Source organism: Priestia sp. YIM B13491 (assembly GCF_042787605.1).
Lineage (GTDB): Bacteria > Bacillota > Bacilli > Bacillales > Bacillaceae_H > Priestia > Priestia megaterium_E.
The window spans coordinates 177,273-198,397 of the sequence record NZ_JBHZOR010000001.1 but is presented as its reverse complement, the minus strand read 5'-3'; the positions used below and the strand labels follow the sequence as shown (position 1 = coordinate 198,397).

The 21,125-nt window shown below is 38.1% G+C and carries 21 protein-coding genes and 1 riboswitch; of the genes, 2 read left to right on the top strand and 19 right to left on the bottom strand.

Annotation, left to right across the window (positions count from 1 at the left end):
* Positions 1–85 precede the first annotated feature (85 nt).
* The 4 genes from ACFX4E_RS00965 to ACFX4E_RS00950 form a co-directional block, all read right to left on the bottom strand.
* A complete protein-coding gene (locus ACFX4E_RS00965) occupies positions 86–700 on the bottom strand; it encodes a PH domain-containing protein (protein ID WP_013059383.1) in 615 nt (204 codons plus the stop codon).
* A 114-nt stretch (positions 701–814) separates the two neighbouring features.
* Positions 815–1,813, bottom strand: a complete 999-nt coding sequence (locus ACFX4E_RS00960; protein ID WP_013059384.1) for an inorganic phosphate transporter — start codon at positions 1,811–1,813, stop codon at positions 815–817.
* Positions 1,814–1,828: 15 nt separating this feature from the next.
* A complete protein-coding gene (locus ACFX4E_RS00955) occupies positions 1,829–2,461 on the bottom strand; it encodes a DUF47 domain-containing protein (protein WP_218039679.1) in 633 nt (210 codons plus the stop codon).
* Positions 2,462–2,903: 442 nt separating this feature from the next.
* A complete protein-coding gene (locus tag ACFX4E_RS00950) occupies positions 2,904–4,922 on the bottom strand; it encodes a penicillin-binding transpeptidase domain-containing protein (RefSeq protein WP_377259132.1) in 2,019 nt (672 codons plus the stop codon).
* A gap of 240 nt (positions 4,923–5,162) precedes the next feature.
* Between ACFX4E_RS00950 and ACFX4E_RS00945 the strand changes: the two genes are divergently transcribed.
* Positions 5,163–5,369 carry a hypothetical protein gene (locus tag ACFX4E_RS00945; protein ID WP_013059387.1) on the top strand — a complete coding sequence of 69 codons (207 nt, stop codon included), beginning with the start codon at positions 5,163–5,165 and terminating at the stop codon, positions 5,367–5,369.
* A gap of 66 nt (positions 5,370–5,435) precedes the next feature.
* On the opposite strand, the gene ssuD is transcribed toward ACFX4E_RS00945, so the two are convergent.
* From ssuD to ACFX4E_RS00880, 13 genes are all read right to left on the bottom strand, one after another.
* Positions 5,436–6,560: an FMNH2-dependent alkanesulfonate monooxygenase gene (gene ssuD / locus ACFX4E_RS00940; protein WP_060745463.1), complete on the bottom strand. Its 1,125-nt coding sequence runs from the start codon at positions 6,558–6,560 to the stop codon at positions 5,436–5,438.
* Positions 6,557–7,111 (bottom strand): NADPH-dependent FMN reductase, encoded by a 555-nt coding sequence (gene ssuE, locus ACFX4E_RS00935; protein WP_098333395.1) that lies wholly within the window; start codon positions 7,109–7,111, stop codon positions 6,557–6,559. The genes ssuD and ssuE overlap by 4 nt, the downstream gene beginning before the upstream one ends.
* Before the next feature lie 69 nt (positions 7,112–7,180).
* Positions 7,181–8,035 carry an ABC transporter permease gene (locus tag ACFX4E_RS00930; RefSeq protein ID WP_050688585.1) on the bottom strand — a complete coding sequence of 285 codons (855 nt, stop codon included), beginning with the start codon at positions 8,033–8,035 and terminating at the stop codon, positions 7,181–7,183.
* Positions 8,036–8,045: 10 nt separating this feature from the next.
* The gene (locus ACFX4E_RS00925; RefSeq protein ID WP_377238325.1) at positions 8,046–9,032 is read right to left on the bottom strand and encodes an aliphatic sulfonate ABC transporter substrate-binding protein; all 987 of its coding nucleotides are present in this window, start codon (positions 9,030–9,032) and stop codon (positions 8,046–8,048) included.
* Positions 9,033–9,065: 33 nt separating this feature from the next.
* A complete protein-coding gene (locus ACFX4E_RS00920; protein WP_025750629.1) occupies positions 9,066–9,809 on the bottom strand; it encodes an ABC transporter ATP-binding protein in 744 nt (247 codons plus the stop codon).
* A 190-nt stretch (positions 9,810–9,999) separates the two neighbouring features.
* Positions 10,000–11,211, bottom strand: a complete 1,212-nt coding sequence (locus ACFX4E_RS00915) for a cation:proton antiporter (RefSeq protein ID WP_025750630.1) — start codon at positions 11,209–11,211, stop codon at positions 10,000–10,002.
* Positions 11,212–11,712: a cation:proton antiporter regulatory subunit gene (locus ACFX4E_RS00910; protein ID WP_013085158.1), complete on the bottom strand. Its 501-nt coding sequence runs from the start codon at positions 11,710–11,712 to the stop codon at positions 11,212–11,214.
* Between the two features lie 148 nt (positions 11,713–11,860).
* A complete protein-coding gene (locus tag ACFX4E_RS00905) occupies positions 11,861–12,187 on the bottom strand; it encodes a hypothetical protein (protein WP_060745490.1) in 327 nt (108 codons plus the stop codon).
* A gap of 203 nt (positions 12,188–12,390) precedes the next feature.
* Positions 12,391–12,615: a spore germination transcription factor GerE gene (gene gerE / locus ACFX4E_RS00900; protein ID WP_013059396.1), complete on the bottom strand. Its 225-nt coding sequence runs from the start codon at positions 12,613–12,615 to the stop codon at positions 12,391–12,393.
* Positions 12,616–12,788: 173 nt separating this feature from the next.
* Entirely contained in the window at positions 12,789–13,238 is a 450-nt protein-coding gene (locus ACFX4E_RS00895) for an acyl-CoA thioesterase (protein ID WP_098331520.1), read from the bottom strand.
* A 63-nt stretch (positions 13,239–13,301) separates the two neighbouring features.
* Positions 13,302–14,075: a succinate dehydrogenase iron-sulfur subunit gene (gene sdhB / locus ACFX4E_RS00890; RefSeq protein ID WP_013059398.1), complete on the bottom strand. Its 774-nt coding sequence runs from the start codon at positions 14,073–14,075 to the stop codon at positions 13,302–13,304.
* A gap of 3 nt (positions 14,076–14,078) precedes the next feature.
* Positions 14,079–15,866, bottom strand: coding sequence for a succinate dehydrogenase flavoprotein subunit (gene sdhA / locus ACFX4E_RS00885; RefSeq protein WP_013059399.1), 1,788 nt, complete (start codon positions 15,864–15,866; stop codon positions 14,079–14,081).
* Between the two features lie 29 nt (positions 15,867–15,895).
* On the bottom strand, positions 15,896–16,504 hold the full coding sequence (locus ACFX4E_RS00880) for a succinate dehydrogenase cytochrome b558 subunit (RefSeq protein WP_013059400.1): 609 nt from the start codon (positions 16,502–16,504) through the stop codon (positions 15,896–15,898).
* Positions 16,505–16,993: 489 nt separating this feature from the next.
* On the opposite strand from ACFX4E_RS00880, the gene ACFX4E_RS00875 reads away from it, so the two are divergent.
* Complete coding sequence (locus ACFX4E_RS00875) at positions 16,994–17,521, top strand: YslB family protein (protein ID WP_013059401.1); 528 nt, start codon at positions 16,994–16,996, stop codon at positions 17,519–17,521.
* A 51-nt stretch (positions 17,522–17,572) separates the two neighbouring features.
* Here ACFX4E_RS00875 and ACFX4E_RS00870 read toward each other — a convergent pair whose 3' ends face one another.
* Positions 17,573–18,805, bottom strand: a complete 1,233-nt coding sequence (locus tag ACFX4E_RS00870) for an aspartate kinase (protein WP_028410544.1) — start codon at positions 18,803–18,805, stop codon at positions 17,573–17,575.
* Between the two features lie 141 nt (positions 18,806–18,946).
* Positions 18,947–19,124: riboswitch (Lysine riboswitch) on the bottom strand.
* Between the two features lie 65 nt (positions 19,125–19,189).
* On the bottom strand, positions 19,190–20,956 hold the full coding sequence (gene uvrC, locus ACFX4E_RS00865; RefSeq protein ID WP_377238324.1) for an excinuclease ABC subunit UvrC: 1,767 nt from the start codon (positions 20,954–20,956) through the stop codon (positions 19,190–19,192).
* Between the last annotated feature and the right edge of the window lie 169 nt (positions 20,957–21,125).

The following is a 21,125-nucleotide window of genomic DNA, read 5'->3' as shown; positions in this document are numbered from 1 at the left end:
GGATTCTACAACGTTCATCATAAGTCTACATGCTCTCATTCAGTATTAAAAAACAGCTGCTCCATAAAAGGAGCAGCTGTTTCTATTAATTATTGATATACAGCTCGAAAACTGAGCTGAAATCTTTTGTTGTGTAGGCTGTTTTTTTATCTAATAACCAAGAAAACGCGGCTTCGTTAATTTCTTTAAATTCACCAGCAACACTTCCACTTGTATTTCGTGTACTGCTTAGCGTAGAAGAAGCTAGCTGAATGCTTTGTTTAGCAAAATCGAGCGCAATTTCATTTTCACGCGTTATTTCAGACATTTTAAACAGCGCTTTATATAAATCTTTTACCTCTTCTATATGCTTTTTGTGTACATCGATAGAAAAAGTCTCCGAGCCAATTTTAAATTTAATTTCCACATCTAAATCGACAGTTCCAGCCGTTTCTAGCATCACGTTTGAAATGTGATTTGTGCTGTAGTTATAGCGGCGAAGCATTCGCTTTTTGCTTGTAGCACTTGTTCCATCAAGATGAATGAGCGCTTTATTGGTAAAGCAATATTCATCTGACTTTGATTTGATTAGAAAATAAATTTTTTCTTGTTCTTCATGCATAACGTAATCGTCTGCATCTACCTTGTCATAATCAACCGGCTTAATAACAGAACCAATATCACTTAGCCCCAATACATCAGCAGCCACTTTTCCAAACATTTCCCCATCTCCCTTTTAAAAACAATTGTGTTATTTTCATGTTTTAAGTGTACTGTGCAAATGAGGGGATGTAAATAAAAAAAAGGAGCTTCTTAAAAAGAAGCTCCACATTTATTAAAATAACAAATTTAAAATCATATAGATAAGTGCAGCTAATGAAGCTGAAATTGGCAATGTGATAACCCATGTAATCACCATGCGCTGTGCAGTTCCCCATTTTACACCTTTCACTCGGTGAGCAGAACCTACACCTAAGATAGAAGATGAAATAACATGAGTAGTACTGACAGGTAGATGAATAAACGTTGCTCCAAAGATAATGGCAGCCCCTGTTAAGTCCGCAGCTACTCCATTAACAGGACGAATTTTCATAATTTTACCGCCGACGGTTTTAATGATTTTCCATCCACCAATTGACGTTCCAAGCCCCATTGCGACCGCACAAGCCAGCTGTACCCACCACTGAATCTCAGTACCGCTTTGCATATTGTTAGCAATAAGCGCTAGCGTAATGATACCCATTGCTTTTTGCGCATCATTCGTACCGTGTGTGTAAGATTGTAGGGCTGCAGTCAGGATTTGAACGCGTCGAAAACGCTTATTCGTTTTCGTCAAGTTATGGTTTTTAAACGTTAGTTTGATAATCGTATAGACAATATAACCTACTACAAAGGCTAGAACTGGTGAAATTAGAAGGGCTTCAATGATTTTGATGAAACCTTTGTAATTTAAAGCACCAAATCCAGCAGCTGCAATAGCTGCTCCTGCAATCGATCCAATAATTGCATGAGAAGAACTACTCGGGATACCGAAATACCATGTGATTAGGTTCCACGCGATAGCAGAAATTAATGCTGCTAAAATAACGACAGAACCGTTTTGAAGCGTATAAGGATCAACGATATCCTTTGTAATCGTTTTGGCTACGCCCGTAAACGTCATAGCACCGACAAAGTTCATGGTTGCGGCTAAAAGAATTGCATGTCGCGGTTTTAAAGCTTTGGTTGAAACAGAAGTCGCAATGGCATTAGCTGTATCGTGAAATCCGTTGATAAAGTCAAAACCAAGTGCGCCAACTACAATTAGAATAGTTAATATTAGCATCGAATCCATTATAATATAGCCCCGTTACGCATTCTTCATAATAACTGATTCTAAGTTGTTTGCAACCGTTTGACAATAATCCGCGATTTCTTCTAGCGTTTCATAAATTTCTTTATATTGAATAACTTTAATTGGATCTTTACATGTTGCGAATAATTGTTTTAATGCACGACGATATAATGTATCACAATGTGACTCATACTCTTTAATTTTAATTGCATGCTCACTAATTTGAAGAAGCTTTTTCTCAGACAACAAATTAATAGTAATTAAAATCTCTTCAGCACAGCCTTGAATATTTTTAACAAATTCAGCTACATATTCATCAAATGTCGTAATTGAATGAATTTCCATTAAAGCAGCAAAGCTGTCGATGCCATCAAGTACATCATCCATGCTCATTGCTAGCTGTAAAATATCTTCACGCTCAATTGGAGTAATAAATGCTTTGTTCAACTCAGTAATCACTGTATGCACGTATTTATCACCTTTTGATTCATACGCTTTTAAAACATTGGCAAATTCCTTTAGGTCAGATACATTTTGAAGTTCAAAGCTGCCTAAAAAATCTGCTGAGTCCTTAATATTTTGGGCAATGTCCATTAACATTTCAGAAAACTTGTCTTTTTTTCTTTTGATCACGTTGCAATCCTCCATCCAATTTATCGAAACTTTACCACTCGTTTTTTCTCTCTATCTTTTTATATGTGTTCTAGTTTCTTTTTTCATTTAAAGTAATGGATAAAACTTAGCTGTTCATTACTATAACGAGAGAAACCACCTCTCTTGTGTATCAAAAAATTCGAAAAAAACAAACGTTTACCAGAGCAAAAGTCCCAAAAGATGGTTCTTTTACTTATAGGTTATGCGATTCATTTTTTTACGCCAAGTCAAAAATTACTCCTATTATTGTTAATTGTCAATAACTTTTCAAACACATTTTTTTAGGTCTCTTTACAATACATTAACAATAATACGTTCATTCCCTTTAAAATAAGGGTTTTCAGAGTTTGTATAAAACTGGGATTTACAAAAACTTAACATTACTCCTCTTGTGTAAATAATAAAAGCCAGCTCCTTTAGAACTGGCTTTTATTATTTACTTATTATATTGCTGAAATACATTTTTTACTTTCGGCACGACGTAATGACTTCCGCCTTTATCTTCTACTCCTTCAATCATCATTGAAACGAGTAGGTTTTTCTGGTTTGTATCCACTGCTACAAACCAGCCGTTTTCCTGCCCTTTTTCACCTTGAGTTTTCTTTAATTCTGCCGTTCCAGTTTTTCCAGCCAGGGTTAACCCATCTATCTTTGCAGCATGACCCGTACCGTTTTTATCTTCAATGACATCAACTAAATCATTTTGAATTAATTGCGCCGTTTCTTTAGATATTACTTGTTTTTTCCATATCCCACTCTCATCACTGTTCATAAGAATAGGCTTTACTATGTTTCCATCGTTTACAATCGATGTATACATCAATGCCAAGTGGAGAGGATTCACTTGCAGTTTCCCCTGGCCATAGCCAGAGTTTGCTAATACTCCCTCATCTTTAATATCTTGATCACCTGCAATTTTAGACGTTTCAAAAGGATAATTAACAGGCATTTTTTGATTGAACCCAAACTGTTTTAAACCACTGTTAAATTTGTCTAAACCTAGCTTCAAAGCAGTCTGCGCAAAATAAATATTATCAGATGTAACATAAGCATCACGTAAATTAACATTCGGCTTGCTTCCCACTCGTGTTACGTAGAAATTCCCCCAGCTTTTATCTTTTTGCCATTTCTTCCCGCTGATTGATATACTTTCGTTTGGATTTACCACGCCTTCATCAACCGCTAAAGCTCCCGTGACTAACTTAAATGTAGATCCCGGAGAATACGTTTTGGTAAAGCGATTCATTAACGGCTTATCGGGATTCGTTGAAAGGGATTGGTACGTATTAGCATCGATTCCAAAAGAAAAAGAATTCGGATCAAAAGCTGGCGTGCTTACAAGACCTAATATTTCTCCCGTTTTAGGTTGAAGAGCAGTAGCTACTCCTTTTTCATCTTTTAACTGTTCATAAAGGGATTTTTGAACATTCGTGTCTATCGTAACTTGAATGCTTTCCCCGTCTTTTGGATTCACTTTTGCAATTTCATTCTTTTTATTGCCATCTTTATCTACTGTATAAATCGTGACGCCGTCTCGAGCACGAAGCTTATCTTCATATAAAGACTCTAAGCCAATCATTCCAGCTTTAGACTGAGCATTATAGCCTTCATCTTTATGCTCTTTTAAATATTCCGCTGTGACAGGCGCAACGTATCCAACTAAATGGGCACACGCTTCTTCACAAGGATATACGCGCGCATTTACCTTTTTTTGTTGAATGCCTTCTACTTTTTTCAAAGAATTCTCTAAATTAGAGGCGTCTTTTTGACTAACTGTTTTAATAGGAACAAATTGATTCTTTTTCACCCAAGAAGCGCTCAGTGCTTGATTAATACTTTTTTCTGAAAGAGCAAGAGTCTTGCTTAATTGTTGTATAGCTTGCTCGCCGCCTTTAGAAAACTGCTGGGGAACAACTCCAACTTGAATCGCTTCTCCATTTTGAGCTAAATATTTCCCTGAACGATCCATAATTTCTCCACGCACAGCTGACTGAGCAGCTACTCTCACTTGCTCTCCTTGCTTAAGTCCTTTAAAAATCATATTAGGCTTCCAATTAATATACCAATTCTCTGTATCCCCTTGTTTTTCTTGAACCACAGCAGCATTTTCTTTAAATGAGATTTCACCGGCTACAGAGTCCATGTTTACTTCAAAAGGTAAAACAGCTTTATGGTCTTTTATTTCTAAGTCTTCTATTTTACTTGCCTTCACTTTAAGCTTGTCCGCTTCAATTGCATCATAGATATTTTTATATCGATTTATAAAATTTTTTTCTGAAATCGTCTTTTTAGCATCTTTAGACAAGTATCCATACATGCCTTTAAAATCTTCTTTATTCCACATGGCTACATATTTATCAAATCGATCCTGTGCTTTCTGTTGATCATTTGAGCAACCGGCAGTTATTAATAAGAGAATTGCCATAGTAAAAAATAGCCACCCAATTCGTCTCATGATGATTTTCCCCCTTTTTTCAATACCATTTCTCTATCATATAAAATTTTACATAAACTTTCCATCGGAAAGTTATGATCAGGAATTAATTGGTATTACAACCCACTAAATTTACATATCGACAAAAAAATCAATAGGTAAACAAGAAAAAAATTGAACATTTTGTGAATATTTTGTGTCTTTTTTGGAAAGTATTTGATATAATAATTGTAAGAAGAAAAAGAATAGGAGGCGACTAAAATGAGAAGATTCTTACAGTTTTACTTTATGTTTAGTTCTCTGTTCTGTTTTGGAAGCGTTTTCGTCCTACTTATGTCTCAAGAATATTATTTTGCACCGTTATTCCTCACACTGGGCTGTTTAAATATTTTTCTATTTAAAGTATATATTCAAGAAAGTCGAAAAGATAAACAAGCTGCACCTGAAAAACCTAAACCAACAATTTAACGAACTCGTCTCTCGGCTGAGATGAATGTAAAAGAAGAACCGGTGAATTTTTCACCGGTTCTTCTTTTACGATGTTGAAGCTTTTGGAAACCTATCGTTTGCAATAATCTCACCGATGCTTTTACTCTTTCCTTCACCGTCATCAATATTTAAAAGCGGGAACAATAACTCTCCTACGTGATAAGCTTCCTCTAAATGCGGATAGCCTGATAAAATAAAAGATTCAATTCCTAAAGCTTCATATTCTTTTATTCGTTTCGCTACATTTTCAGCACTGCCTACTAGTGCAGTTCCTGCACCTCCCCGGACGAGCCCTACACCTGCCCATAAGTTAGGGCTAATCGTAAGTTCTTCTCGGGTTCCTCTATGAAGGCTCGCCATTCGCTGCTGCCCGACTGAGTCATACCTAGCAAAAGTACGCTGTGCTGCTTGAATCGTGTCTTCGTCCAAATGCTGAATTAATCGATCGGCTGCTTGCCAAGCTTCTTCTTCGGTTTCCCGTACAATAATATGCAAACGAATCCCAAACTTAACGGTTCTGCCTTCTGCTTCTGCTTGCTTTCTCACAGCCGCTATTTTTTCTCTTACTTGTTCAGGAGGTTCGCCCCACGTTAAATACACGTCAGAATGTTTTGCTGCAACTTTTTGTCCGGCGGGTGAAGATCCGCCAAAATAAATAGGTGGAGAAGGTTTTTGAACAGGTGGATACAACAGCTCACTGTTCTCTACATGAATATGTTTTCCTTCATAATTAACCGTATCTCCAGCCAATAACCCTTTCCACACATCTAAAAATTCATCCGCAGCTTCATAACGTTCATCATGTGATAAGAAAAGGCCATCTCCCGCTAATTCTGCCGGATCTCCTCCTGCTACTACATTAACTAGTAAACGACCGTTTGAAATTCGATCAAGAGTCGAGGTCATGCGCGCTGCCACGGAAGGGGCCATAATGCCGGGACGTACAGCTACTAAAAATTTCAAACGCTCTGTTTCAGGTATAAGTGAAGCAGCCAATAGCCAAGGGTCTTCGCATGATTTCCCCGTTGGAATCAAAACTCCTTCAAACCCTAAACGGTCAGCTGCTTGAGCAACTTGCCGAAAATATGAATAGTCTGCTGAACGACCTCCTCGATTTGTCCCTAAATATCTTCCATCTCCATGGGAAGGAATAAACCATAGTATTTTCATGATTCAACACTCCTTTTCGTTTGTTCTAGATGATATCCCAGCTCTTTTAATGAACGTTTAATTCTCGCTTCTGCTTCTTCCGCAATAAACTCAATTTCATTTTCTTTCGTATAAGCCGCCTCAGAATCAACAATATAAACTCCATGAATAAGAGCAGTAGCCCCTAAAACGGATAAAGTCGGCTTAAATACATAATCAAGAGCCAGTAGGTGAGCAATGGTTCCCCCTGTAGCTATCGGCAGCACGGTTTTATTGTGAAAACCTTTTTCAGGTATTAAATCTAAAAATGTTTTTAAAATTCCTGTGTAGCTAGCTTTATAGATTGGGCTGACAATAATAACGGCATCAGCATCTGCGACTTTCTTTTGAGCTTCTTGAATCGCAGGGCTAGAAAAGTTAGCATATACTAAGTCTTCAGCGGGCAAGTCACGGACATGCACGGTTTTCACTTCATATTTTTCATCTTGTAGATATGCTGCAATATACTCGCTTAAAGCAGCTGACCTTGATTGCTTTGAAGGGCTTCCTGTAATAATTGTAACCTGGCTCATTATCATCTCTCCTTTTCGCTTATAAAACTGATAGATTTACAAGGATTAATACGTGTATAAATCCTTCTTTTATTTTTCACCTGCGTAGCTGTCTCTCCATTTAAGAAGACGCTTTTCTAATACTCGGACAAATGAATCGGTTAATTTGCCTACAACAGCAAAAATGATAATTCCGACAAAAACTACGTCCGTTTGAGAAAACTGTCTAGCATCCATAATCATATATCCTACACCTTCACTTGCTCCCATTAATTCAGCAACTACCAGTCCGAGCCATGCAATACCTAAAGATAACCGGACACCAAGTAAAATATTAGGAAGAGCAGCTGGTAAAATAAGTTTTGTAATTTGTTTCCATTTACTAAATTGAAGAACACGAGCAACATCAAATAATTTCGAATCAACGCCGCGAATGCCTAGATACGTATTAACATAGATTGGGAAAAATGCACCGTTTGCGATTAGCAATATCTTTGAAATTTCACCAAAGCCAAACCATAAGATAAATAAAGGCGCCAATGCAAGGTGTGGAACAGTTCTAAGCATTTGAATAGATGGATCCATATAGTGCTCCGTTTTCTTTGAGAAACCGACAATTACACCAAATAGTAACCCTAGTCCAGCTCCAACGGCAAAACCTATGGCGGCACGCAAAATACTGATTTGAAGATTAGCTCCAAGTTCCCCCGATACGATGAGTTGTTTAAAAGAAAGTACAATATCAACAGGTGTAGGAAGAACAGTTTTAGATACATAGCCCGCGGAACCAATGATTTGCCACACCACGATAAGCAGAAGTGGCACGACAAGAGAACGAAGGAAAATTCCCTGCTTATTTTTCACTTCTTCCTTTCTTTTTTTCACTTTTTGCAAGTGAGCTGCTGAAGACTGGACGTGTCCTGAAACCACAGATGTTTTACTCATTTTCATCACCTCATTTTTCTTTTAATGCTTTTTCAATAAATGAATTATCAACAACATCTCCAGTATCAATTTTCTTTTTAATAACGCCTAAAGATTGTTGAAAATCAGCTGTTCGCTGTTGTTCTGCAATAATTTCTTTAGAAGTTGGGCGATTATAGGCAGGATTATTTTTTAACACTTGTCTTACTACGTCTTTATCTAGATTTTTTTGCTTTGCTAAAATATCCACAGATTCTTCAAAATGTTCGTTTTGCCATTCAAGCGCTTTTTGATAAACTTGTAAAAACTTAACGACTAACTCTGGATGATCTTTTGCAAAGCCTTCTCTTACAATAGTAAAACCTGGTGAAGCAACCTTTAATGAATCGCCGTCTGCTAAAATACGAGCTTCATTTTTTAAGTTTTGCAGTGAGATAAACGGTTCCCAGATTGACCATGCATCCACTGACCCATTTTCAAATGCTGGCTGAGCTTCGTCTGGCTGAAGCTGAATAATCTTTACATCACTTGGCTTCAACCCATTTTGGTCAAGAGCTCTGTACAATAAATTAAAACCGCTGCTTCCTTTCGCAACCGCGATCTTTTTACCTTTTAAATCTTTTACGCTTTTAATCTTGCTGTTTTTCCCTACTAAAATAGCGTTTCCTTTCAACCCGTCGCTGGAATTAGCAATTTCTAAAAACGGAATGTCTGTCCCTTGACCAGAAATAACCGGTGAATTTCCAACTTGGCCGAAATCCAAGTGTCCAGATGCTATACCTTCAAATTGCGGAGGACCGCTTTGAAACTCTGTCCATTTGACATTTACACCTATTTTTTTAAATTCTTTTTCAAACCATTTTTGGTTTTGTGCCAGCATTAAAGGACCTAAGCTTTGTTGGATACCAATATTAATCGTAACGTTTTTTGAATCTTCTCCGCTCGCTTTTTCTTTCGTCCCGCACCCAGCCAATGCGAGAACAAGTACAATAGCTGCAGTTAAAAGTAGCTTTTTCATCTGCTCTGTCTCCTTCTCTGTCTTATTGAATCTTTAATGTTCTCCTGCTTCTTCAAATTCTTTCAGTACTTGCTGCCTTAGCTGCTGAAAAGGTGGTTCTGTCTTTTTTCGCGGATGACTAATTTCTACTGGAACGACCCGGCTAATTTCTCCTGGTCTGGCACTCATAATCACAATTTTAGTACCCAAGTAAATGGATTCGTCTAAATCATGGGTAACAAAAATCATGGTTGTTTTTTCTTTTTTCCATATGTCTAGCAGCACATCTTGCAAATGAGTGCGAGTGAAAGCATCTAATGCACCGAAGGGTTCATCTAACAATAAAACTTCTGGATTTCTTAAAAGAGCACGCGCAATAGCGACTCGTTGAGACATCCCTCCAGATAATTCTCGAGGATAAGCTTTTTCAAATCCTTTCAGCCTGACAATATCAATTAACTCATCTACGCGGCGCCGAACGTTCGAATCTTTCAGCGATAAGTCAGCCGCTATATTTTGCTCCACATTAAGCCATGGGAACAAGCGGTGTTCTTGAAAGATCATTCCTTGTTTAATGCTAGGTCCGCCTATGTGCTTCCCGTTTATTTCAATACGCCCTTCATAATCCATATCAAGTCCTGCAATCATTTTAAGCAGCGTACTTTTTCCACATCCGCTCGGACCAATAACGGTTATAAATTCACCTTTATTAATCGTAAGATTTACATTTCGCAATGCTTGAGTTACTTGTTCTCCTTTTTGAAATGATCTGTTAACAGATTGAATGACAACACTCACAGCAGTTCCTCCTCCTTGAATTTTTAAATCAAAAGCTCGTTCATCTAAAAACACAAAAGCTCCTACCTGAAAAAGGTAGGAGCTTTCGGTTGACCGATCAGCCCGTTGCTATATTTAACTGATTTGTTATTGGATTATTTTGAATTTTATCATATTAATCCGATTTGTCAACTGTGTTTTATATATTTTATCACTTTGATTCTTGAGGATTTGGTTTTTTCCATTTAAATACGGAGTTTAAAAATCCGTATATATGCTTAGACTCCTTCGTTAACAAAGGGCCAATAATAGCTAAAATCAGTACATAAAGCGCGGCGAATGGCTGAAGAATTGCAGATAATCCTCCTTCAATTCCAATGTTAGCCATAATGATCGAAAACTCGCCTCGTGACATAATCGTTAACCCAATGTTGGTAGAGGCCTTGTGTGACAGCCCGCTTTTTCTTCCTGAAATCATACCGGCTGTAAAGTTACCAATTATCGTAAGCGCAACTGCGCCAAGCGCAAGCCAGCCTGCATCCCACAGTGTGAGAGGATCAATACTTAACCCGAAGCTGAAGAAAAAGATAGCTCCAAAGAAATCACGAAACGGTACGACAAGATGTTCAATACGATCGCGATGTTCCGTTTCAGAAAAGACAAGTCCAAGCAATAACGCACCAATTGCTTCTGCCACGTGAATTGTTTCTGAGAAGCCTGCCACAAAAAACAATACCGCAAAAACGACGATTATAAAGATTTCGTTTGATGAAATATTTAAAAGTTTATTTAGTAGCGGCGTGGCTTTTCGAGCAATGATAAAGAACAGCATCATATAGCCAAACGCAATTAAAATAGATGTTAAAGATCCAGCAAGCGATCCGTGGTCTCCAAGCACCAACCCTGAAACGACAGAAAGATAAACGGCTAAGAAAATATCTTCAAACATGATGATCCCTAATATCAGTTCCGTTTCTGGATTCGCTGTTCGTTTTAAATCAACCAATACTTTTGCGACAATTGCGCTGGACGAAATCGTAATAATTCCAGCGATAATCAGCACTTCAAGAAGAGGATTTCCTGTCAGGTATCCATACAATAATCCTAAAGTAAAGTTAATTAAAATATAAATAGATCCTCCCACCGCGATGGACCTACCTGATTTAATTAGCTTTCCAACTGAAAATTCTAATCCTAAATAAAACAGTAAAAAGAGAACTCCAATTCTCCCCATAAATTCAATAATCTCTTGGCTTTCAATAAACTTTAAACTGAATGAGCCAAACTCAGGAGCATGGGGACCAACCGCCATGCCCAAAAGAATGAGGAATGGAATAATCGTAAATTTAAATTTATGTGCTAGTATAGCCGCTAAAGCAACTAGTAACAAAGCTGTCCCAACTTCAAATACTAAATGATCCAATTATGAACTACCTCCTTGTGAAAGCAATTCTTTAATGAGCGTTTTTAAATTTCCTCTTTCACCAGAGATGACAAGCGTATCTCCTTCTTCAATTAACGTATCTGGTCCTGGTGTGGATAATTTTTTTTGCGTGTTTTTAATGACGGCGATGATAGTGACATCATAGTTGCTGCGAACGTCAATTTCACCAATTGTTTTACTGTGAGCTTTCGCTTGTTTTTCAACTTTGTACCATTCAATAACTAAGTCATTGAATGCCACTTCAATGGTTTCCATTGCTTTTGGCTTGTAAATCATGCCGCCTAAAATTGCCGCTAGCTGTCTTGATTCCGTATCTGTTAACGTAATGTCAAAAATGCTTTCTTCTAAATCTTTTTGATCGAAGTGGTAGATTTCACGTCGTCCATCATCATGAATGATAACGACTACGCGGTTTCCTCCGCTTGTCTCAATTTCAAATTTACGGCCGATTCCTGGTAACTCCGTTTCTTTAATCATCATCGAATGATCACTCCTATAAAGTTTTTAAAAAGAATTTTTTAATTTTGTCGCGTTATCTGCATAGAAAATCCGCATAGCAAATAAGCCTAAGAATAGTTGGTAATTTTAGGTTTGAAGAAAAGGCTGTTGAAATTTCAACCTTTTTTATTTAATTGAGGTAACTTGATTGAAAGATTTTTGGATAAAAAAGTGTTTTCTTGAGGATAAAATACGCAATTTGATGCGTTGGAATGATGAGTTTGGCACTCGTCCATACTAAAGCAAAAGTTACTATCGCGCTTTGTATGAGGGATCCTATTTGTTTAACGCTGTGCTTAGCTCCTGGAGACATGTGCACAATATCGGTGTAATGCTGAACCGAACTTTTTGTGACCTTCACTTTTTCAAAGTCGTTATCAATGAATTTATCTGGCAAACTCGCAAAAGGCAAACAGAATATCATGCATAACAATAAGCTCATCCATACATTTTTCATCATCTCACCTCTCTTTCTTCTGAACTAGTATCTCCTTACTTAAAAGTATACGTACTCTGAAATTCAATTTCAAGCAATAAGTTTTTTTTATAAAGATTTACCTTTTTTATAATATTTTCTTAACGCCATTCTTTTTAGATATGTATGCGACACTTAAAAAAATATACAAAAAGCTGGCTTTCTAAGAAGAAAGCCAGCTCATGTTATAGTTCAAGTTCTCCCATTCGAAGGAGTTCTACGACTGCTTGAGAACGCCCCTTGACTCCAAGCTTTTGCATCGCATTAGAAATATGATTTCGAACTGTTTTTTCGCTAATGAATAGTTCACTCGCGATTTCTTTTGTTGTTTTGTCCTGTACTAAAAGCTCGAATACTTCTCGTTCACGCTTTGTAAGTAGCGGTTTAGGTTGAAACTCTTTTTCTTTCAATGTAACCCTCCTTGCCTGATCCTGAGTTGAACTATCGGATGGGTGTAAATTTAGTCAACATATCTTATGTGCGGTATGCCTACGCGGTTACTAGTTTTAGAAAAAATATGCAAAAAACTCTTTTTTACCTTTAAAAAAGAAAAAAGCCTGAAGAAAGAGCCTTCAAGCCATTTTCATATAGTTAATAAACACCTTTTCATCTCTTCATCCCAAGGCACGCTTTTTCCTGTTTCTTTAGAAATTTGCACCATTGTTCCTCTCCCGGTGAGCACAACCTCTTTTTGCTTATTTTGAATCATATAGTGTAAATCAACCGACGAACGTCCAATTCTATGAGCTTTTACAAAAACAGATAGCACGTTGCCAAAATACACTTGTTTGACATAATCGCACTGCAAATCAGCCACCACCGGTATCGTTCCCTCATGCTCACTCGTCCACTTTTGCATAAAGCCAATATGGTGAAAGAATTCCGTACGTATTTGTTCAAAATAAACAAAAGGAACCGTATTATTTAAATGCCCAAACATATCTGTTTCTGAAAATCTTACCTTGATCTCCTGCTTAAACGAAAATGACTCTTTCCAATGATCCATGTCTTCAATATACGAAATATTATTCATCTGTATTTCCTCCGTTCGTCATAGACAAAATAAAACCTCTCCGCGTGGAGAGGTTTTGAGTGATTATACTTGATCGCTACCAAAGAAACTTCTGAATGCTTGAATTGTTGTATCGCGATTCAAAGCTGCGATTGAAGTAGTCAATGGAATTCCTTTTGGACATGATTGAACGCAGTTTTGAGAGTTCCCGCAGTTCGCTAGTCCTCCATCACCCATAATCGTCTCTAAACGTTCTCCTTTATTTAACGCACCGGTTGGATGGGCATTAAACAAGCGAACTTGAGAAAGCGGTGCTGGACCGATGAAGTTTGACTTGTCGTTTACGTTTGGACAAGCTTCTAAGCAAACGCCACATGTCATACATTTGGATAACTCGTACGCCCACTGACGTTTCTTTTCAGGCATACGCGGTCCTGGCCCTAAATCGTATGTGCCATCGATTGGAACCCAGGCTTTTACTTTTTTTAGTGAATCAAACATACGGCTGCGGTCTACTTGCAAGTCACGAACCACCGGAAATGTTTTCATTGGCTGTAAGCGAATTGGCTGTTCTAGTTTATCAACAAGAGCCGTACATGACTGACGAGGTTTACCGTTGATGACCATTGAACAGGCTCCGCATACTTCCTCTAAACAGTTCATTTCCCAGTTTATCGGAGCAACCTCTTTACCTGAAGCATCAACAGGGTTACGTCTGATTTCCATCAGTGCTGAAATAACGTTCATATTCGGACGATACGGAATTTCAAACTCCTGATTGTAAGGAGCAGATTCAGCTGAATCTTGACGTGTAATAATGAAGCGCACTGTCTTTTGGACTGTTTGTTGTTCACTCATTGATTAACGAACCCCCTCTTGTTGTTTTTTTGGTTTTTCATCTTTTTTCTTTGTGTAGTCGCGCTTACGCGGTTTGATTAACGATACGTCTACCTCTTCATAATGGAAAGAAGGAGCCGTTTTCTTATCCACAAAAGATGCCATTGTTGTTTTTAAGAATTCTTCATCGTTACGATCTGGGAAATCTGGCTTATAATGAGCACCGCGACTTTCATTACGGTTGTAAGCTCCTAGCGTTACAACACGTGAAAGCTGAAGCATGTTTTGCAGCTGACGAGTAAATGTTGCCGCTTGATTACTCCATTTAGCCGTATCATTAATGTTAATACGATCATAGCGTTCAATTAATTCTTGAATTTTTTCATCTGTTTTTAACAGTTTGTCATTGTATCGTACGACTGTCACGTTGTCAGTCATCCATTCCCCTAGCTCTTTATGAAGAACGTATGCATTTTCTGTACCTTGAAGATTCATGATATTGTTCCATTTCTCTTCTTCTTCTTTCACATGACGATCATATACGCTTGAAGAAATAGCATCTGCGCTCTTTTCTAAACCATTGATGTATTCAACGGCTTTAGGACCAGCAACCATACCACCATAAATAGCTGATAATAAGGAGTTTGCTCCTAAACGGTTCGCTCCGTGCTGTGAATAATCACACTCACCAGCTGCGAACAAGCCAGGAATATTTGTCATTTGATCGTAATCCACCCATAAACCGCCCATTGAATAGTGTACGGCTGGGAAAATCTTCATTGGTACTTTGCGCGGATCATCGCCCATGAATTTTTCATAGATTTCGATGATACCTCCAAGTTTAATGTCTAGCTCTTTTGGATCTTTATGTGAAAGGTCCAGATAAACCATGTTCTCTCCGTTAATTCCTAACTTCTGGGCTACGCAGACGTCAAAAATTTCACGAGTGGCAATATCACGAGGTACTAAGTTACCGTACGCAGGATATTTTTCCTCTAAGAAATACCAAGGTTTACCGTCTTTATATGTCCAAACGCGTCCGCCTTCTCCACGAGCAGATTCACTCATAAGACGAAGCTTATCATCTCCTGGGATAGCAGTTGGATGAATTTGAATAAACTCTCCGTTTGAATAGTATGCACCTTGCTGATACACGATAGATGCCGCTGAACCGGTATTAATAACTGAGTTCGTCGATTTTCCAAAAACAATCCCAGGTCCACCTGTAGCCATAATAACCGCGTCAGCTGGGAACGTTTTAATTTCCATTGATTTTAAATTCTGTGCAGAAATTCCGCGACAGCTGCGCTCATCGTCAAGAACAGCACCTAAGAATTCCCATCCTTCGTACTTTGTCACAAGTCCGGCAACTTCATAGCGACGAACCTGCTCATCTAATGCGTACAATAATTGTTGACCCGTTGTTGCTCCAGCAAAAGCCGTACGGTGATGCTGCGTCCCGCCAAATCGTCTGAAGTCTAACAAACCCTCAGGAGTACGGTTAAACATAACACCCATGCGGTCAAGTAAGTGAATAATACCAGGAGCTGCTTCACACATTGCTTTTACAGGTGGCTGGTTGGCTAAAAAGTCTCCGCCGTACACTGTGTCATCAAAGTGTTCCCATGGTGAATCCCCTTCACCTTTCGTGTTTACGGCTCCGTTGATTCCACCTTGCGCGCAAACTGAGTGAGATCTTTTTACCGGAACTAGTGAAAATAAATCTACTTGCTTGCCAGACTCAGCAATTTTTATTGTTGCCATCAAGCCAGCTAAACCGCCACCGACTACGATGATTTTTCCGTTACTCATCGGAACCCCACTCCTTCAAAACCTTAATTTTATGCAAATGCGAATAATGTACGAACACCTACAAATGTAAGTGCTAAGAAGATTGCTAATGTCACATAAGTTGAAATTCTTTGAGAACGTGGTGTTACAGTTAACCCCCAGCTAACTCCAAATGACCATAGACCGTTTGCAAAGTGGAAGATCGTAGATACAACACCAACTATGTAGAATGCAAGCATTGCCGGGTTGCTTAAAATTCGTTCCATCATTTGAAAATCTACTTCTTTTCCAAGCGCAGCTTGTATTCTGGTTTCCCATACGTGCCATGTGATGAAGATAAGTGTGATTACACCTGAAACACGCTGAAGGATAAACATCCAGTTACGGAAAAAACCGTAGTTGTTAACGTTTGTTTTAGCAGTGAATGCGATGTAAAGACCGTATATTGCGTGAAAAACGATTGGTAAGAAAATAATGAAAATTTCTAGAGCATAGCGGAAAGGTAAGCTCTCCATGAAGTGAGCTGCTTGATTAAATGATTCTTCTCCCTTTGTCGCGAAATGATTCACAACTAAATGCTGTGTTAAGAAAATCCCGATTGGTATTACCCCAAGTAATGAATGGATTCTCCGATATTGAAACTCTCTGTTTGCCGCCATCTGCGTAGACCCCCCTTAGTTAAATGAACATAGTTTGTGAAGAACTTTCTTACTCCCACTAGACAAATAGATTAATCGTGAATACAGGAAATGAAAACCTTTGCATTTCCTAATAAAGTATGTGACAGGTTAATTTTACTCCCATCGATTAAGAGCGTCAAGGCAAGATGTTTAAATCTTCTATAAAATATAAATTTATAAAATTTTATATTTGTTAACGCTTACTGTATTGATGTTACAGATTTTTTCTTTCTATTATAATATTGCTTGCCACAAATAAGTAAGCGTTTACTTTATGCTTTTATTGTAAACAAGTTCACAAAACATTTACACAGGTAAAAGTACCCTTTTAAAAGGTATATTATGGATTTTTCATCTTTACATCTAACTCTTTTTACCATAATAAAGATCCTCTTACATTTTATTAAAAAAATGCGTGAGAGGTTTTTTAGATTTGTATATAATAGTAGTAAAGAAAGAGGGGAAAGCATGAGCAATTTACAAACAGAATCACAGCAAGAACTTGAAGAGACGATGGAAACATCAGAACCTAACGTCACAGCTGAAACAGAGAGAACTCTTGATCACGTTTCATATTTCGGATACAGCCTTTTGCGTGACGTGTTAATTCCAGAGCTTCTTGGAGACGAAACAAATACCATTTCATACTGGGCAGGAAAACACCTTGCGCGGAAATACCCATTAAATACAATGGATGAAATCGTCGCTTTTTTTAAAGCAGCTTCCTGGGGAACACTGACGCTTGCAAAAAAAGATAAATATTCACTCGAGCTTGAGTTATCAGGTGATGTGGTCAGCAAAAGATTTCAGCAGGAAACTTGTTCGTTTCATCTTGAGTCAGGATTTGTGGCTGAACAGATTCAGCGTCAAAACAACTGCCTAACAGAAGCCTACTTAACACATAAAGAAAAGAACGGAAAAGTGCTGATTTCCGTGCAGTGGGACCGAAAAGATATCTTACCTACCGAAACACGCGCGGAGCGCTATAAAAAGTAGGAAATACGTATATATAAAAGACGTGGAGATACCACGTCTTTTTTCTCTTCTTTATACGTGCACTGCTTGCTGCTCTTCTAATTCAAATGCTACGTGAAGCGTCTCAACAGCTTTTACCATATCAGCGTGCGGTACAACTGTAGATACTTTAATTTCAGACGTGCTGACCATCTTCACTTCAATTTTCTCCCCTGCCAGCACTTCAAACATTTCGGCTGCAACGCCTGGATTAGAAATCATGCCAGAGCCGACAATTGATACTTTAGCCAGACCGCTTTCATGTTCAATACGCGTATATCCTAAAGTAGATTTATACTCTTTTAAGACGGCAAGAGCGGCATCTACGTCTACGGTTTTAATAGAAAATGAGATAGAGAGACGATTATTAGCCGTTACGTTTTGAATAATAATGTCCACATTTAACTGTTCTTTTGCTAATGCTGTAAAAATAGTAGAAAGAGTTTGCAACTCATTGTTTAACCCTTCAATTGTCACTCGTGAAATATTATCTTCAAACGCAATTCCTCTTACGACTAAGTTTTGTTCCATTGAAACTTCCTCCTCAACAATCGTTCCATTCTCGTTTTCTAAGCTTGAACGCACTTCTAGCGGTATCTGATAATTTTTTGCAAACTCAACAGCGCGCGGATGCAGCACCCCTGCTCCCAAATTAGCTAATTCTAACATTTCGTCATATGAAATAGAGTGAAGCTTACGAGCATCTTCTACATAGCGCGGATCTGTCGTAAACACTCCTGTTACGTCTGTATAAATATCACATTTTGCAGCTTTTAATGCTGCGGCAAGAGCTACTGCCGTAGTGTCAGAGCCGCCTCGACCTAATGTTGTAATGCTTCCATCTTCTGAACAGCCTTGGAATCCAGCTACTACTACGATTCGGCCTCTATCTAATTGGCTTTGAATACGAGTCGTGTCAATGTGCTGGATTCGTGCATTGCTGTGAACTGCTTCCGTCTGGATACCAGCTTGCCAACCTGTTAGCGAAGTTGCTTCATACCCTTTATATTGAAGGGCCATTGTTAACAGGGAAATCGTTACTTGTTCTCCAGTTGTAAGAAGCATATCCATTTCGCGTTTGCTTGGACTGTCCGTAATATCACTTGCTAATTTCACCAGTGCATCTGTCGTTTTGCCCATTGCCGATACAACAACAACTACTTGGTTACCGCGCTCTGCTTCTTGAATAACACGGTTTGCTACATGTTGGATACGTTCAACAGAACCAACAGATGTTCCACCAAATTTTTGAACGATTAATGCCATAATTTTGTTCATTCCTTTTCAATAAATTTGCATATGCAGGATGATGAGAAGCTAAATTTTTTTACTCAGACAATAAAAAAAGCAATGAGATGAGCTCTCATTGCTTAACGAACGAAAATTATAAAACATAACCGTCCACTGCCGTGAGATAGCTCTCCAAGAATCTACATCTTGACAATCCTACGTTTATTCAACGCAGAACCAGCAATCATTACTATGAGGTAATGTTCACTTCGGCAAATTTCCCTTTCCGTCTCATTCATAAGGGCTCATACCCTTCCTGATACGTACTGATTAAATTTGCACCTCTATCTTCACTTCATTTGATGAAGTGTCGTATGAAATTAGTTAATAGCTTATCAAATATTTTCTATTATTTCAAGACTATTTTTGTAATGTTTCATAAATTTTTTCAGCAATGTTTTGAGGAACACCTGAATTTCGAATATCATCAACCGTTGCTTCTTTCAATTTTTTCACCGAACCAAAATACTTTAACAAAGCTTTTTTACGCTTTTCTCCCACTCCCGGAATGTCGTCCAGAACAGACTGAAAAGCGGACTTAGAGCGCACTTGACGGTGGAAAGTAATCGCAAATCGGTGAACTTCATCTTGAATTCGCTGAAGCAAATAAAATTCTTGACTATTGCGTTCAAGCGGTATGATTTGAGGAGGCTCACCAATCATCAGGTTGGAGGTTCTGTGCTTATCATCTTTGACAAGACCTGCTGTAGGCACTAAAAGTCCCAATTCATTTTCGAGAACGTCCTGTACTGCAGCTAAATGCCCTTTGCCTCCATCTACAACAATTAAACCTGGAAGCGGAAGACCTTCTTTTAACGCTCTGGAATACCGTCTGCGAACGACTTCTCTCATGGAACTGTAATCATCTGGTCCCTTTACGGTCTTAATTTTATATTTGCGATATTCTTTCTTTTCCGGTTTCCCATCAACAAAAACAATCATCGCAGAAACGGGATCTGTCCCTTGAATATTTGAGTTATCAAATGCTTCAATCCGGTAAGGCGCTGCAATTCCAAGCTCTTCTCCTAACCGTTCAACTGCGCCAACCGTGCGCTCTTCATCTCGTTCAATTAAATAGAATTTTTCACCGAGCGCAATTTTTGCATTTTTACACGCAAGTTCTACTAATTCTTTCTTTTTGCCTCGCTTTGGATGCTGAACCTCTACTTCTACTAATTTCTCAGCTAACTCTGCATCAATCGTTGCTGGAACCAGCACTTCTTTTGGCTTAATATTTTTGGCATAAAACTGACCGATAAAAGTTAAGAAATCTTCTTCTGGCTCTTTATAAAAAGGAAACATAGAAACTTCTCGCTCAATTAATTTCCCTTGGCGAATAAAGAAAACTTGAACACACATCCAGCCTTTATCATAAGAATAGCCAAACACATCTCGATTAACAAAATCATTAAACGTTACTTTTTGCTTTTCCATTGTCGCTTCAATATGAGCAATTTGATCTCGATATTCTTTAGCCCTTTCAAAGTCAAGTTCTTCTGAAGCTTTTAACATTTTTTCAGTTAACTCTGTTTTGACATGCTCATATCCACCATTTAAAAACCGAGTGATATTTTCAATAATTTGTTTGTTTTGCTCTTCTTTTACTTCTTTTACGCAAGGAGCTAGACATTGCCCGATATGGTAATACAAACAAGGTCTGTCTGGCATGGTAGAGCACTTTCTTAGTGGATAAATGCGATCAAGAAGCCGCTTGGTTTCATTTGCAGCTTGAACGTTAGGATAAGGACCGAAGTATCTCCCTTTATCTTTTTTTATTTTTCTTGTAATAACAAGCCGGGGCTGTTTTTCAGCTGTAATCTTAATAAAGGGATAGCCCTTATCATCTTTAAGCATGATATTGTATTTTGGATCATGCTTTTTAATTAAATTCATTTCTAAAATAAGCGCTTCTAAATTAGAAGATGTGACGATATATTCAAAATCGACAATGTCGTTTACAAGTCGAAGCGTCTTTCCGTCATGAGATCCGGTAAAGTAGGAGCGCACTCGATTTTTTAATACTTTTGCTTTTCCTACGTAAATGACCGTTCCATATTTATCTTTCATCAAGTAGCAGCCGGGCTGATCCGGTAAAATAGCCAGCTTTTCTTTTAAATAATCATTCATACTTTTCTCCTTCCTCTTCTCTTACTCTGTCCATCTATACATTCGCTTATGAAGCGTAACCTACATTCTTTTCTGCTTTACAATACATGCACATAAGCCGGATTTGTGACGGTGTTCCTTACATCTAGTATAAAACAAACGAACGCATATTCGCTAAATAAAAGTATTC